The 14926-nt window shown below is 41.7% G+C and carries 16 protein-coding genes; 12 read left to right on the top strand and 4 right to left on the bottom strand.

Annotated features, from left to right (window positions below; translation table 11 throughout):
- Positions 1-244 precede the first annotated feature (244 nt).
- The gene (locus tag SLU01_RS06505; protein WP_147056492.1) at positions 245-1123 is read left to right on the top strand and encodes a hypothetical protein; all 879 of its coding nucleotides are present in this window, start codon (positions 245-247) and stop codon (positions 1121-1123) included.
- A gap of 628 nt (positions 1124-1751) precedes the next feature.
- Here the strand turns inward: SLU01_RS06505 and SLU01_RS06500 are convergent.
- Positions 1752-2207, bottom strand: coding sequence for a hypothetical protein (locus SLU01_RS06500; RefSeq protein ID WP_147056490.1), 456 nt, complete (start codon positions 2205-2207; stop codon positions 1752-1754).
- Positions 2208-2338: 131 nt separating this feature from the next.
- Here SLU01_RS06500 and SLU01_RS06495 point away from each other — a divergent pair, with 131 nt between their 5' ends.
- Together SLU01_RS06495 and SLU01_RS06490 are read left to right on the top strand one after the other, a co-directional pair.
- On the top strand, positions 2339-2941 hold the full coding sequence (locus SLU01_RS06495) for a DUF8042 domain-containing protein (protein WP_147056487.1): 603 nt from the start codon (positions 2339-2341) through the stop codon (positions 2939-2941).
- A gap of 110 nt (positions 2942-3051) precedes the next feature.
- Positions 3052-3339, top strand: a complete 288-nt coding sequence (locus tag SLU01_RS06490; protein ID WP_147056485.1) for a hypothetical protein — start codon at positions 3052-3054, stop codon at positions 3337-3339.
- A gap of 201 nt (positions 3340-3540) precedes the next feature.
- Here SLU01_RS06490 and SLU01_RS06485 read toward each other — a convergent pair whose 3' ends face one another.
- On the bottom strand, positions 3541-5523 hold the full coding sequence (locus SLU01_RS06485) for a methyl-accepting chemotaxis protein (protein ID WP_147056483.1): 1983 nt from the start codon (positions 5521-5523) through the stop codon (positions 3541-3543).
- A 219-nt stretch (positions 5524-5742) separates the two neighbouring features.
- On the opposite strand from SLU01_RS06485, the gene SLU01_RS06480 reads away from it, so the two are divergent.
- Entirely contained in the window at positions 5743-6345 is a 603-nt protein-coding gene (locus SLU01_RS06480; RefSeq protein ID WP_147056481.1) for a DUF8042 domain-containing protein, read from the top strand.
- A gap of 177 nt (positions 6346-6522) precedes the next feature.
- Positions 6523-7083, top strand: coding sequence for a hypothetical protein (locus SLU01_RS06475; RefSeq protein ID WP_147056479.1), 561 nt, complete (start codon positions 6523-6525; stop codon positions 7081-7083).
- A gap of 116 nt (positions 7084-7199) precedes the next feature.
- On the opposite strand, the gene lepB is transcribed toward SLU01_RS06475, so the two are convergent.
- On the bottom strand, positions 7200-7667 hold the full coding sequence (lepB, locus tag SLU01_RS06470) for a signal peptidase I (RefSeq protein WP_170232614.1): 468 nt from the start codon (positions 7665-7667) through the stop codon (positions 7200-7202).
- Between the two features lie 225 nt (positions 7668-7892).
- Between lepB and SLU01_RS06465 the strand changes: the two genes are divergently transcribed.
- Genes SLU01_RS06465 through SLU01_RS06455 form a run of 3 tightly spaced genes read left to right on the top strand, consistent with a single transcriptional unit; the run spans position 7893 to position 8966 of the window.
- A complete protein-coding gene (locus tag SLU01_RS06465) occupies positions 7893-8129 on the top strand; it encodes a hypothetical protein (protein WP_147056475.1) in 237 nt (78 codons plus the stop codon).
- A 30-nt stretch (positions 8130-8159) separates the two neighbouring features.
- On the top strand, positions 8160-8504 hold the full coding sequence (locus SLU01_RS06460) for a hypothetical protein (protein WP_147056473.1): 345 nt from the start codon (positions 8160-8162) through the stop codon (positions 8502-8504).
- Positions 8505-8513: 9 nt separating this feature from the next.
- Positions 8514-8966, top strand: a complete 453-nt coding sequence (locus SLU01_RS06455) for a GNAT family N-acetyltransferase (protein ID WP_147056472.1) — start codon at positions 8514-8516, stop codon at positions 8964-8966.
- Positions 8967-9100: 134 nt separating this feature from the next.
- Here the strand turns inward: SLU01_RS06455 and SLU01_RS06450 are convergent, their stop codons facing one another.
- Positions 9101-11098, bottom strand: coding sequence for a methyl-accepting chemotaxis protein (locus tag SLU01_RS06450; protein WP_170232613.1), 1998 nt, complete (start codon positions 11096-11098; stop codon positions 9101-9103).
- 270 nt (positions 11099-11368) lie between these two features.
- Between SLU01_RS06450 and SLU01_RS06445 the strand changes: the two genes are divergently transcribed.
- From SLU01_RS06445 to SLU01_RS06430, 4 genes are all read left to right on the top strand, one after another.
- Entirely contained in the window at positions 11369-11821 is a 453-nt protein-coding gene (locus tag SLU01_RS06445) for a GNAT family N-acetyltransferase (protein ID WP_147056468.1), read from the top strand.
- 147 nt (positions 11822-11968) lie between these two features.
- Positions 11969-12571: a hypothetical protein gene (locus tag SLU01_RS06440; RefSeq protein ID WP_147056467.1), complete on the top strand. Its 603-nt coding sequence runs from the start codon at positions 11969-11971 to the stop codon at positions 12569-12571.
- Positions 12572-12732: 161 nt separating this feature from the next.
- On the top strand, positions 12733-13104 hold the full coding sequence (locus SLU01_RS06435; protein WP_147056465.1) for a CCDC90 family protein: 372 nt from the start codon (positions 12733-12735) through the stop codon (positions 13102-13104).
- Between the two features lie 260 nt (positions 13105-13364).
- Complete coding sequence (locus tag SLU01_RS06430) at positions 13365-14840, top strand: methyl-accepting chemotaxis protein (protein WP_147056463.1); 1476 nt, start codon at positions 13365-13367, stop codon at positions 14838-14840.
- Positions 14841-14926 lie beyond the last annotated feature (86 nt).

Genomic DNA, 14926 nt, shown 5'->3' with positions numbered 1-14926 from the left:
GCAATTGCAGTAACGGTATTAATGTTTCCGAACTTGCTTCCCTATATCGGATCATATATCGTGAAAATGATTTCTTCTATTAGTAAGAACCTTGCTTAGTACAGCGGATTGCAAAATAGGTTTGGTAGTAATATCGTTCTGCTACCTTTAAATATGCTATTGTTGAATGGTATTTATTTTATAACGAGGTTATGAATCGAATTGATTTGAATACACAATACCTAATTTATGGGGTGCTTTAATAGTGAATGAAAACATATATGAAGTAGTTATTGCCATTTTAACGCTAATAATCTTAACGTTGTCTTTTTATATAATGTCACTGATGGATGGTATCAATGTCACTTTCTTGGAAAAAGAATTTTCTCTGCTCATAACTTTTTCCGTTACAATTCTACTTTTGTTTTTTTATAAGATTTCCAAGAAAAATAATGATAGTGTTTTATATAAAGGATCATTCCCGAGTGATAAGGATTTAACATATTGGATTTTAATTGTTATAATCATCGCCGTATTTTTTTTTGTGGGGTTTCAACTTGAACCTGAAAAAATCAACTCGAAATTATCTTTAGCAAGTACAATATTATCCATAGTATTAGCAATTATAGCTATAATATTCTCCTTTATCCAATCATCGCATAGTTCGAATCAGTTGGAGGATATTTCCGGAAAAGTGAGTGTTATAAAGAACGACTTGATTGTATTTACAAAATCTCTTGAAAGCCTTGAAGTTATTAGGGATAAAATAGAGATGGATAATAACAATAAAATCAACCACTTTATGGAACTTAAAAAAATCTTAGAAAAGAGGGATTTAGAACTCCGTGAGTTAAGGTCGGTGGAAGATTTCAATTTCTTTAAAGATGAAGTAATGAAGGATGTAGAAGCAATTATTGAAAATCATGATATCCCCGCAACTGTTACTGCTTGGGGGCCCAATGCATTACTTAACACAATAATATCTAATTTCGGTCAGATGCCTATTCATATTGATACACTTTGGGAAAAGTTGATTGAAGACGATGAATTTTTAACCAAAAATGAACTAACAAGAACTTTAGTGAAGCTGGAAAAAGAGGGGAGGATTAAAATGACGAATAAAGAAGTTATATACGTCGTATAATTGTGCGTATACTGTTTTCGAATTGTGCACTATTTTATATCCTTAAGTTTCTTTCGATGTTGAATAGTTTATATTACAAAATAAGTAAAGCGGTAGCTTGATTAGTATTATAGTAGGCATCATTTAAAGTCATTGGTCAATCGTTGCGGCTAGAGTACTCAAAAGAACTATAATATGATTTGCGAATTGTTTTTCTCAAAGCAATACTCAACTAACTGACTAATTGTCAATCCAGTCTGTTGCCGGGTTTTAGTAAGATTTAACCTATGCTCTTCTTTTATGAAAAATTGGTAGCTGTCTACTTCTCTTTGTACCGTGCGTAACGGTAGAAACATGCGAAAAATATGTTCATTGTAACCTGTGTTTGTTGCTGGATCTATAAAAAGTGATAGTGGGTAGAGAGCTTTTTGTTTATTTAAGTTGTGGGCTTTTCAATTTGATACGTTGCGGGAATATAGTTAGTCGTTCTTTTCGCGATGGGGGTTAGTGGTTGCACAGGCAATGCCTTTCTATTCATAGATTTATGCATCCATGGTTAAACAAGGTTGAGGAAATAGTGGATTTGAAATTTGTCTTATAAGATTAAATGATTTTTCTCATCCATCTTGAATTACAATTTTCACTTACTTCATAACCATTGCATCAGAAATTCATTTTCTTCTTTTGTAAAACCGTCGGTTGATAAATAAATCTTGCTTGCAATCCCTTTAACAATTTTCAAGTGGCCATCATCTTGGTACCACCAGGCAAGTGAACGTTCATCCAAATGTTGTTGAATCCATTGCTTCGGCAAAACTTTCTTTCCGTTCGGATACCAAATCTTATATAGCGCGGTAATGGCTTCGTGCGTTTTTGATTGGACGACATAGCTTTCTGAAAATCCTTTTTTCAGTCGGGTATCAAGTACTTTCCGATAGGCAGGGGGATTCACAGGGATGTCCCTCTTTAATTGTTCATAGCAATGCTGTGTCCATCCAACGTCCTCAACACGATGCATAAATTGAAACCGTGGTTTTCTTCCATCCTGTTTTGTAATACAGCCATCCCCTAGCAGCTTCCCACATATCGAATACGTAAATGACATTCCAACCCCTCCTAAGGAACGTATATTCCTATTGTATCAATTTTCTATAGATAAGCCATCATTTGAATAACGGACAATCCAGCCGATATATAGGGTAGAACACAAACTTGAAATAGATGGAGGAAATTATTTTGAAATTGATTATCGGGGAACAACAATTTGAGTATACAGGGCAGCCGACAGCGGAAGATGTGATTGAGCGAATTAATGAGAACTTGGCGAAAGGCCTTTACTTCAGCCATTTTGTTGCGGACGGGAAAGAGATTTACGATGAGCATGAGGAGTTTTTGGAGCGGAAATTGGGCGAGATTGAAGAGTTGCACGTGATTATTAAGACGGAAAAGGAATTCATGAATGATGTCCTCTTGTCGGCTGAGGAGTATTTGAAACGGGCGATTCCCGAGGTTCGCGTGCTTGCCGACGAGTTCAATCGTGTTCCGACAGGGGATACATGGGATCGATTTGAATTGCTTGTAGGCGGTGCGGGTTGGCTGAATGATATGCTGCAAGTGGTGAGCAATAGTGAGGAGCGTCCGACGAATTGGAAGACATTCCACGAGCTGACATCTTCTTTACAAGCCGAGGTTTCGAAACTGGGGAAGGCAGTTGAAAAGAAGAAGAATGGGGAAATTGCCACTATCCTCAAAAAGGGCTTCTTCCCGATCTTTGAGCAGTTGGAGAAGAAGTTTGGGGAGACGATTGATTCGGAGTTTGTGCGGAAGAATTTGAATTGAATTGAAACGTTCTACTGATCAGGTTGGTGAACATTGGTGTTTTTATATTCTGAGTGACAATGTGTCATATGTTCGCTATACTAGCGACTTTAGTGGAAGAGAGAAGACAATTGATTGATGTTTCGCTCTGGATACGAGATGAGAAAAGCCGGGCTTCAGGACCTCAATCGAAATTTTGGTTATTTGAACCTGACAAGGATTCTGAAGATCCTGCTAAGTATCTTTTCAAGGTTCTTACTGAAGGAACAGGTGGTCACTGGGCCGGATTTGTAGCAAGTAAAGTAGGAGCACGGTTAGGATTTCATACAGCCGAAGTGGAATTAGCTAAGTATCAGGGTGTAAGGAGCAATGGGGTCCTTACTGAGCTTCCAATTGTCATGTTAAGGTGCAAATCATGATATGCTAAAGGCTTCGTTGCCTTGTTTATTTGTAGACAAGCCAATATCTTTTCCAATACCAAAAGACCTTCTGCTTCCGCAGAAGGTCTTTTGGTAACTGTGTTCTTACTGTGTTTTATAAAGAACTCCAGATTAATGCAAATGATTTTTTTGTTTATAAAATGAAATAGATGCCATCCATCGTTGACCGGATTTTTCAATTCACATTTTAAACCGATCAATTGCCAAATTCAGTTTCTCGCTTAGGTCTGTAAGTGTTTCCGCTGCGTCGGCGATGGACTGGATTGCCCGGAGTTGCTCATCTGTCGACGCACTGACTTCTTCACATGCAGCTGCGGTTTCTTGGGATGTAGCTGCCATCGTCTGGATCGTCATTGATACTTCGTCTTTATGGCGGGCTACGCTTTGGATTTCTTGAGAAATCGAATCGATTGAAGTCTGCATCGTTCTCATCAAATCGGAAAGTTGAGAGAATGTCTTTTTCGTTTCTTCGACAACATTTTCTTGGTCTCGGAATGTAGCGATTGTTTCGTCCATCTGGGTTGTTACGAGACGGGATTCCTCTTGCAACTGTAAGACGGTCTCTTTAACTTCTTCCGTAGCACGTGTGGACATTTCCGCAAGTTTCCGGACTTCTTCTGCGACGACTGCAAAGCCTTTTCCGTGTTCGCCTGCGCGCGCCGCTTCAATACTTGCATTTAGTGCAAGCAGGTTTGTCTGTGAGGAAATGCCAGTGATCGTTTCCATAACTCCGCCAATTTCTTTAACCTTTTCGCCGAGGGTGCCAATGGCGTAGTTCATTGACTCCAGATTTGTGCCTGATGATTCGAAGGTCTGTTGTAGATTGTGCATCTGCGTTTGGCCGTTCGTGTTCATCTTGCCTGTCTGCTCCGCGATTGTCTTCATTGTAAGGGCGCGTTCCGTAATGTCATTGATCTGGCGGCCAAGTTCATCAGCCTTTTCGGTAACCGTTTCAGCATCTTCTGCGGATCTGGAAGCGCCATGTGCGATTTCATTGACAGCATGTGCGACTTCAGAACTTGATGCACTCGTCTCCTCTGCCACGGCACTCAAACTTTCAGAGTTTGTCCGGACGTTGTCGGCGGATTGATTGACAATTGAAATGATGTCATGCATGTTGGTAATCATCTTGTTGAAGTTTTCCCCAAGCTGTCCGATCTCATCTTTCGCGCGGATATCCGATTGGACGGTCAGATCGCCTTCTGCTACTTCATCCATCAAGCTGCGAAGACGTGCAATCGGTTTCAGCATCCTGCTAATGAGGAAGTACAGGCCGATTCCGACGACAGCTAGTGTGATAGCTGAAATGATGAAAATGGAAATTAGCAGCTGACGGGACATTTCCATAAGGTTTTTCTCTTCATACACTGTACTGACCTTCCAACCAAAGTCAGGGATTGTCGAATGGACGCTGATCATCTTTTTGCCGTCTTCGTCCTTGAATGTCTTATTCCCCTTGTCGGAACTATACATGTTTTTGACATAGGCGATCTCCATCAAGTTTTCCCCGCCCATTGTCGGGTGAGCAATCGCTGTACCATTTTCATCAAAAAGTGTGGCATGCCCATCATGCGGAATATATGCCGAATTCATAATATCAGTGATGGCAGTCAACATGATGTCAACCCCTGCCACCCCGGCTAACGTACCGTTCTTCTCAACAGCAATGGAAGCAGTGATCATGAAATCGCCGCTCACTTCATCGATGTAGGGTGACGACCATTGTACCTTGCCCGGTTCTGCAGTCGCATTTTCATACCATGGACGGCTCGTCGGATCAAAGCCGCTCAAATCCGACACTGGATAGATGACCGTTTGCTTGGAAGGTTGAGCATAATAGACTGCTACTGCATCGGTATAGACGTCCAAGAATTTTTCTAGTCTTTGCACTAACTCCGGTTCACTTACAAGTGAACCTCTAGGACCAGTGAAGTTCATGATTTCATCCGAATCGGTAAGTGCATCGATTCCTTTCGAATATTGCGCAAGGAAGTTTTCCAGTGAGTACACCATCTGGTTTGAAATAGCGTCGCTGGAATCGATAACGCTTTCCAACGAACGTTTCTTCACTTGGCCATTGAGCATGAAAGCCATGAGTAAAATTCCCGCGAAAAATAGAATTAGAGCTGCGAAGATGATTTTTGTTTTAAGTGATTTGGCCATAGTAATTTCCTTCCCTTAGTGAATTCTGTTTATGTATATTATTTCGACAATATATTTTATTTTTGAAGTGATTATCTGATTGGGTGTGTGAAATCTTAATTGTGATCCAAGTCAAGGAGCAATTTAATAAAAAGAGACGATGGTAAAAGATGAACGAATGCCCATACTAACCGATAAAACCATTAGCAACGCAAATTTGGATTTAATGGAGGATGCAATTTGAAATTGATTATCGGTGAACAACATATTGAGTATAAAGAAAAGCCATCAGCAGATGAAGTGATTGAACGGATTAATGAGAGCGTGACGGAAGGGTATTATTTCAGCCATTTTATTTCCGATGGTACGGAAGTTTATGATGAGCATGAGGAGTTTTTGGAGAGCAACTTGGATGAAATCATGGAACTTAAGATTGTCATTAAGACAGAAAAGGAATTCATGAATGATGTCCTTCTGTCAGCAGAGGAATATTTGCAACGGACAATCCCGGGTATGGGCTCGCTTGCCAATGATTTCAACCGAGTTCCGACAAATGAAACGTGGGGCAGACTTGAAATGCTGCTAGGCGGTGTAGAATGGCTGAATGATATGTTGAAAGTAGTTTGCAATAGCAAAGAACGCCCGTCGAATTGGAAGACGTTTCACCAGCTGACATCTTCTATGCAAGCTGAGGTATCGAAGCTTGGGAAGGCAGTTGAAAAGAAGAAAAACGGGGAAATTTCTACTATCCTCAAAAAGGGATTCATGCCGATCTTTGAGCAGTTGGAAAAGGAATTCGGAGAGACGATTGATACGGAGTTTGTGCGGAAGAATTTGAATTAAAATGGTGTGATGTGGACAGCTTCTATGGAGGCTGTCCGTTTATTTATTATAGATTTTTATTGATTCGATTAAGATAAGTCGATAAAAATTTCACCTACCTGTATCCTTTTCCCGTTGACCACTCTATATAGTTAGTAAGCGACTGATCGCGAAAATAACTTGATGAGGTGATGGAGAATGGAAAAGGGTTGGGTGAAGATGCATCGGACAATTATGGATAAGCCGATTTGGACGGAGGCGACGGCTGAACAGAAGGTGCTGCTCATGACGTTGGTGATGATGGCGGCCTACGATAAAAGGCAGTGGGATTGGAAAGGGACGCAGTATGTATTGCAACCGGGACAACTGATCACATCCCTGCCCTCGCTTGTGCAAAAGTGCGGAAAAGATGTGACCGTGCAGAAAATCCGGACAGCACTGAAGCGGTTTGAAAGATACGGATTTTTGACAAATGAATCAACACGCCAAAATCGGCTTATCACTATTGTAAATTGGGACGTCTATCAACAAGGTGACAGGCTTGCAACAGACGATTCAACAGATGGCCAACAGACGTATAACAGACAGATAACATTTAACAAGAACGTAAAGAACGTAATGAAAGAAAAGAAGGAAAGAAATGAGTATATGACTCAAGGTAATGAATGGCGTGGGAAACAGGTGACTCAATTGCCGAAGCGAGTGGAGGAGTTCGTGTTCGATTTGACGAAGGGGGAAGATTGGGGATTTTCGGGTTAGGGTGTTTGAATTATCAAGTCAAACAATAATACGCGAACCTCAAGTGGGAGGTTCGCGCATAAAAGAACCCTCAGTTGTTTGAAATAACTGCAGGTAACCAGACATCAATCAACCATTCAAGACTGCGGCACAATCTCTATCACTTTCCCCGAAATATCGTCCTTTTTCACAGGACCGAAATGCCGGCTATCCCTACTGTTTTCACTGCCGTCGCCGACTATGAAGTATTCATCCTCTAATAGATTAACTTCTTCAGTTGAAACTGTTTTGTCTGTTAGAATTGACTCATCTTCGATCGGCTTTCCGTCAATGATCAACGCTCCGTCCTCGAAGCGGATTGATTCGCCGGGCAATGCGACGACTCGCTTTGCGTGCTTTTGTCCGTCACGTGAATAAACGACGATATCTCCCCGGGAAATTTCTTCTTTTTCATAATATCCGATTTCCTCGACAAATTTGTCGCCGTCTGCAATGGTCGGTGCCATCGATTGTCCTTCGAAAATGTAAGTGGCTGTATTTGATTGTGTACAGCCCGCGAGGAGAATGAATAGTGCCACTCCCGCTGTGCATATGATCTTTTTCATCGATTGCATCCCCCTTATGTAATGTATTCTACAAAACTTTCCGATTGAATGCATGGTGATAAAAGCATAGGGAATTCTATCCGGTGTTGGATAATAAAGATTAAAAAGAGCTCTATATAGGATTACGATAATCATCCAAGATCGGGTATTTCAAGCGCATCACATAATTCATTCAATTCTCAAAGTAAGATAAACTTATAAAAATTAAACCTAAAGGAGATCGACATGCGTAGACTGCCATTCGAACCACCGACCGATTTTTATCACGATGAAATAAAACCGATAGACGAACAACTTGTGGAGTTGCTGAAGAAGCGGAAGGACTTGTCTGGCGGTGATCCGGGCTTTCCGTCACCTTCTTTAATCCAGGAGTGGTCGAGAAAGTATGATTTCTATTCGGATTATTTACATGCAGTTTTCAGTTTGCTTATGGATGATGAGAGGTTCCGCCCAATTCCGTAGCCAAAGAAATTCAGAAAGCATGTGTCGGTTATGAAGTCGGTGGAGTGGGAAGATGCTATCTTCTCCGTGACGTTCATCCGCCAATACGAAAATGCAAGTGAGCTTTCGTTGCATGTCGATTATGATGCGACTGCAAGTTCTACTGAGGAAGACATGCACCGTCATTATGCGTTGGAGCTGTCCATCACGCCGGAATACGACTGCCGGAATATCGGGGGCAGTGGGTCAGAGGGGCATATGACCAACACTTATATCATCTCCCCACCGCTTCCGGATGATCTGTCAGGCTTAGCATTCGAATTTAAAGGCCCGCGTATCCCGATTACAGCTAAATCAGAAATGGTCGAGTTTGTTATTCGACCTGAGATGAATTGAGGGAGAGGCATGGAGTACGAAATAAGAATAGTAGATGAGACAAATAGGGAAGCGGTGTTGGCTCTCCGTATGGCTGACGAGCAGCGAGGTTTTATTGAGTCACCTGCAGAATGTTTGCAAGACGCTAAGGAATGGCCGGAATTTCGGCCTGTCGGGTTATATGCCAATGGAAGGTTAGTTGGCTTTGCGATGTATGGCGCACTGCTGGATAGTGAGGGCGGACATAATTTGTGGATGGACCGTCTGCTGATAGATGCACGGTTTCAGCGGCAAGGGTATGGTCAGCGTTTTACGGAGCTGCTAATCGAGCGGATGCTAAGGGAATACGGCGAGCAACCTATCTATTTGAGTGTCTATGCGGAGAACAGCGGAGCGATTCGTCTTTATGAAGATTTGGGATTTGAGTTTATACACGAGTATGACTCGGATGGGGAATTGATTTTCAAGAAGGCGTTATTGTAGGTTGTCCAGGAGGTAAGTTGATAACTTACTTCTGCGGCAACTCGTGATTTGGACGCACCAATCGTAAAATAAAAAGGCGTCCAGAAAGTCGATGAATCGATTTTCTGAACGCTTTTTGTATACTTAACAATAGATCAAAATGTAAATCGATTTACCGCTTGGCTCAATTCCTCGCTCAGTTCAGTCAACGTTTCCGAAGCCTCCGTTACTGTTTGAATTGCGCGTAACTGTTCATCTGAAGACGCACTTACTTCTTCGCATGCTGCTGCGGTTTCTTGTGAAGTGGCTGCCATAGTTTGGATTGTTTTGCTCACTTCGTCTTTGTAGACGGCAACTTTTTGAATCTCCTCGTAGATGGAGTTGATCGATGTTTCCATATCGGACATTACTGCAGTTAATTGATCAAAAGTTGCTTCGGTGTCGTTGACGACGTTGCCTTGCATACGGAAGTTTTCCCTTGTATCAATCATTTGCTTGGCAACTTGTTTAGCGCCTTCCTGTAATTCAATGACAGTCGTTTTTACCTCTTCTGTCGATCGGGCCGATTGTTCAGCCAATTTACGGACTTCTTCTGCAACGACTGCAAAGCCTTTGCCGTATTCTCCTGCACGAGCTGCTTCAATGCTTGCATTTAGTGCTAAAAGATTTGTTTGGGATGAAATCTCGGTAATCCCTTCCATAACGCCACCGATTGCTTTCACTTTTTCTTCGAGGCTGTCAATGACGTCAGCCATGGATCGCATTTCAATTTCCCAGCCCGCAAAAGATTGTTTTAGCTCATTCAGTTGCGTTTGTCCACTGGAATTCATGTCGCTTGCCCTTGTGGCAAGCTCCTGCATTTGCGCAGCCTTCTCCTCAATTCCATTGATTTCCTTACCTAATAATTCAGCTTGCTCCGTAACTGCTTCAGCATCTTCAGCAGAGCGGGATGCACCATTCGCGATTTCCCCGACAGCGTGCGCCACTTCATTGCTGGAGGCGTTTGTTTCCTCGGCGGTTGCACTTAAGCTTTCGGAACGTGTGCGTACGTCCTCTGCAGATTGATTGACGACAGAGATTATAGCATTTGTGTCTTCAAGCATCTTATTGAAGTAGTTTCCAAGTTCACCGATTTCATCTTTTGTTTTAATGGTCGATCTGACAGTCAAATCACCATTAGAAACTGCTTGCATAAGCATTTTAAGCTTGCTAATTGGTTTTACTGTACGGTTGATGATCGGATAAAGAACTGCAATAAGTAATACTAAAATACCGCCAGCAATAATAATCATGCCAAATCGCATAGAGTTGGCTAACAGATCAATTTCCCTCGTATCGTATATCGCAGCGACCTTCCATCCTAAGCTGGACACAGTGGCAAATGTATTGACCCTTGAAACGCCGTCATCAGTGTATTGAAATTCGCCACGTTCGCTACCGCTTTGATAATCATACATTTCAGCTACGTAGGGCAAGTTGATTATATTTTCCCCTGCCGATTCTGGATGCACCATTGCTGTACCTTTTGTATCAAAAAGTGCAATAAATCCTTTATGGCCAATATCTTTAGTTGAAATGGCTGCTGCCAATTCATCCATCCGGATATCAAGACCTAATACACCGACAAGCTCACCATTTTTTTGTACCGCTTTTATAGCGCTTATCGTGTACTCGCCTGTCGCACGATCTATATGCGGTTCTGTCCAATAAACTTTGTCGGGTTTTGCGGCCGCTTCTTGGTACCATTCATATTCAGTTGGATTATAGTCACTGCCCAAATCAGCGTTTGGAACAGTTAGCATCTCTTTCGACGGCAACGCGAAATAAAGCATAGACGTATTATCGTATAAAGTTAGGAATGAATTGAATTCTTGTTCCACTCCGGTTATGTATTCATCAAGCTTTCCGTCTGCATTTGCAAAATCTGTTAAGTGAGAGGAATTGGCCAGCTGAGTGATTCCTTTCTCATGTAGATCTATGAAGTTTTCAACAAAAGAGCCTACTTCATGTACAAGCACTTCACTTTGCATGATTAGGTTTTCCCTTGTTTTATCCTTCACATGAAGACTTGAAAGTGCAGTCATGACAGTCATGCCGATAATGAACAAGACAGATACTGTAACGATGATTTTGGTTTTAATAGACTTAAACATGGACGCACCTTCTCTTTCTATAGGTAAATTCACATACAACTTTTCATTTCGGATCATTATGATAAATGTTTAGCTAGGAATAAATAATAATAGTGTTCTTAATTTGGTTAATATATTAATATTGGTAAGGAAGTGTTTTTGCGGAAATATTAGTCCATTTCAAAATTACTGTAGATCAGGTTGTTGAAAGGATACCTACTTGTACTGTGTATCTAGAGATGAAAATGTATTTACCACTTTGTAATTGACACGGATGAAAGAGGGAGAAGCATGGAATACGAAATAAGAATAGTAGATGAGACAAACAAGGACGAGGTGCTCGCTCTCCGAATGGCTGAAGATCAGCTCGGTTTCATTGAGTCGCCTGTAGAATGTCTGCAAGACGCTAAGGATTGGCCGGAATTTCGGCCTGTTGGATTGTATGCGGATGGCTCGTTAGTTGGCTTTGCGATGTATGGTGCGCTGCTGGATAGTCAAGGCGGACGCAATTTATGGATGGATCGGCTACTCATAGATGAGCGGTTTCAGCGGCAAGGATATGGTAGGCGTTTCACGGAGCTGCTGATTGGGCGGATGCTGTCGGAATACGGCGAGCAGCCAATCTATTTGAGTGTGTATGCGGAGAACACTGGAGCGATTCGTCTTTATGAAGATTTGGGATTTGAGTTTATTCACGAGTATGATTCGGATGGGGAATTGATTTTCAGGAAAGCGTTAGTGTAGGTTGTCCAGGAGGTAAGTTTATAACTTACTTCTGGGGCAACCTTTTTTCTATGGAGGCGCAACGAGTGCGGCAGCTTAACAGGAAATTGAAACCTTCCTCTCTCTTTTTCGTATTTGAAGAACAACGGAAAAAAGGGAGGAAGACGGATGGGGAGAAAAAAAACGAAAACGCCTTTTAAGAGGGATGAAAAAGACAGTAAACGGGAAAGGATCGTCATTCGTATGATTCTCCTGTCCGGTGCCTGTATCATGCTTGGTCTGACCGTACTCATTTCGACGTATTTGCCTGTGAGCCTTTTTGCGGCATTCGTTCTGCACTTTATCGGCATTTCTTTCATTTACATCGCTATATTGGCCATTTGCGCGTTTTTTCTGTATGCCTCTTTTGTCGTTGTCTTCCTCAACCCGCAGCGGCTCAAGAAATCCAAGGTTTTTAATTTTGCCATTGTCGGCATCTTGATGCTCGCGCTTACGGTTCCATTGCTCATTTTTTGTGTGAATGAAACTGGAAAATCGATTCGGGACATGCAGTCGTATGCCAATCAGGATTGGCAGGTGACAGAGGTTGCCGTAGTTAGCATTGATTGGGACAGAGCCCGCTATTCTTTAACAAATCGGGTGTGGCTCCATACGACAACAGGCGAGCTGTCACTTTTCAGAAATCGACGCGTCACAGTAGTCGGCACTTACCGGATTACATATTTAAATGAAACGAAGGCAGTTGTCAAAATGGAGAAGTTGTCAGAGTAAGAGTTGTATGTCGAAATGGCATAAAATGACTACCCATTTCCTTTCGTAAGATACCTGTTTTTATGATAGAATGAGAAGGAATTGATAGAAATATGTCGTTTAACAATCGCACCTTATGACCTTCATTTTATATACAATCAAAAAATAGGGAGGGGAAAACAATGAGCCAAGCTGTTACCCAAGAAGTCATTTTACAAGCCATCCTTGAATTATCCGCTCAGGTAAAGGAGAGCAGGAACGAATGGAAGGCTGACATCAAAGAAGTCAAAGATGAAATTTGTCTGTTGAAATCAGATGTCGCAACATTAAAGTCAGATGTCGCAACACTGAAATCGGATGTAGAAACATTGAAGTCAGACGTGGGGACATTGAAATCGGATGTCGCAACATTAAAAGAAGACGTGGCAAGCATCAAAGAGTGGATGGTGAAGACGGATGAGCGCCTTGAAACCATCGATGCCAAGATGGATGTGTTTACGAAAGGCTTGCTTGATACACAGGCAGAAGTCGTTAAGCTGAAAAAAGCGTTGTAAATACATTTAACCTATCTACCAGACGCGCATCTAACTTTTTTATTATCATGAACTAAATATGGCGGTTTTAGATTTGGGGGCTGGTCAGAAGTCGATGAATGTCGACGATCTGGGCAGTCCCCTTTTTGATCTTTAATCTGTTTGCCTCCTAACTCCTGTCAATAAAACCTCTTGTTCGAATTGCGTTACATATTACCTGTGTCTTTAGAAGTTATAAGTTATACCGATATAAGAATATAGACTAGTAATAAGGGGGCAATATGGTGCAGACGATTGAGCAGTTGGTTTTGAAAGATTTGATGAAAAAGAACCGGTTAATGGTGATTACGATGGGAATCACATTATTTGCAGCGGTTTTGTTGGCTGCTGTGACGAAAGATGTAGGACAGACGATTATATATGGTATCGATTTTTTGGGTGTCGTCGTTTATTATTTCCTTTTCGCTAAGTTTTTGAAGAAACCGAATTGGTATCCGTACGCGGTTATTTTTCATGTGTACACAATGGCTTTGATTGTAAATATCGTATATGGCGGGACTATGAAGACGATAGTGATTGTCCTGTTCTTGGCGATTTTTTCTGCGGTTCAGTTGAAGTTACCAACGTTCCTTTTTGGTTATATTTATGGGTATGTCCTGTTGTTCACCAATCAGTTGACGACTTCTGAAGAGTTGGTAAGGTCATTATTCAGTTATGTTCTCCTTCTATACATACTTCTCGGGTTCATGTTCATCGTCATTATGCGATTGACAACCGGACAATTCAGGCAAGTTGCGGCTTATACGCAAGAGTTTGCTGAAGATGCAAAAAGGCAGGAGAATGAAAAAGCTATTTTGGAAAAGAATGTAGCGGGAATTATCGACAGCATTTCAGGCATGAATGAACGCATTCAGCAAAATATGGCTTCGCAGAACAATATGTCAGTCGTTGTCGATGAGATGGCGGACGGCAGCCAGTCACAGGCGGATCAAATTTCAGCGATTGCCCAAAACTCTGTCTCCATGAGAGATGGCATCGCTTCCCTGTTCGAGTTGGCGAATGGCTTAAAAAGAGACTCAAGTGAAGCGAATGGCGTGGCAGTTGAAGGGAACAGGCAAATTGACGTTTTGTCCACAGACATGGCTATATTGAAGAAAAACATTGCTGATTTACACGAAACGTATCTTTCTTTATCCGATAAATTGAAAGAGACGAATGAATTTACGGCTCTTATTAAAGGAATTACAGAACAAACGAACTTACTTGCCCTTAATGCGTCGATTGAAGCGGCTCGGGCTGGGGAAGCAGGCAAAGGATTCGCGGTCGTCGCTGAAGAAATCCGGAAATTGGCTGAGGTGACGAATGAGACGACGGAGAAAATTACAGCTAATTTATCCGAGTTGAATGTAAGCAATCGCGCTGCCTTTACAAAAATGGCGGAGAGCAGCGAGAAAATTGAGCAAAATACGCTGACGACAGAACAGGTTTCAAACCAGATTTTAAAGATCACATCAACACTCGAACATTTGGATGAAGGGCTTGTCCAATTCGCCTCTTCTTCCAATCAAATGATTGGGCAGTCTTCGGAAATTGAAGATGCCACGAACAATTTTGCGGCGATTATAGAAGAGAACTCTGCTAATTTGCAGGAGATGAGCAAAATCATCGATAATTTGACTGTCGATAGTCGAACCGTGGCTGAAGAAATGGATGTCACTGCAAGGAAGGTTACATCTTTACAAAAAGGGAATGAATGATAACGGATAGTCGTAGGCAAAATAGATGTCGAGGAATTATTATTGTTATATAATGATAATAGTTCGTTGGTTATAGATTGAAAGGA

The organism is Sporosarcina luteola, assembly GCF_007991495.1.
In the GTDB taxonomy this organism is placed as follows: Bacteria; Bacillota; Bacilli; order Bacillales_A; family Planococcaceae; genus Sporosarcina; species Sporosarcina luteola.
This window is presented reverse-complemented; position numbering and strand designations above follow the sequence as displayed.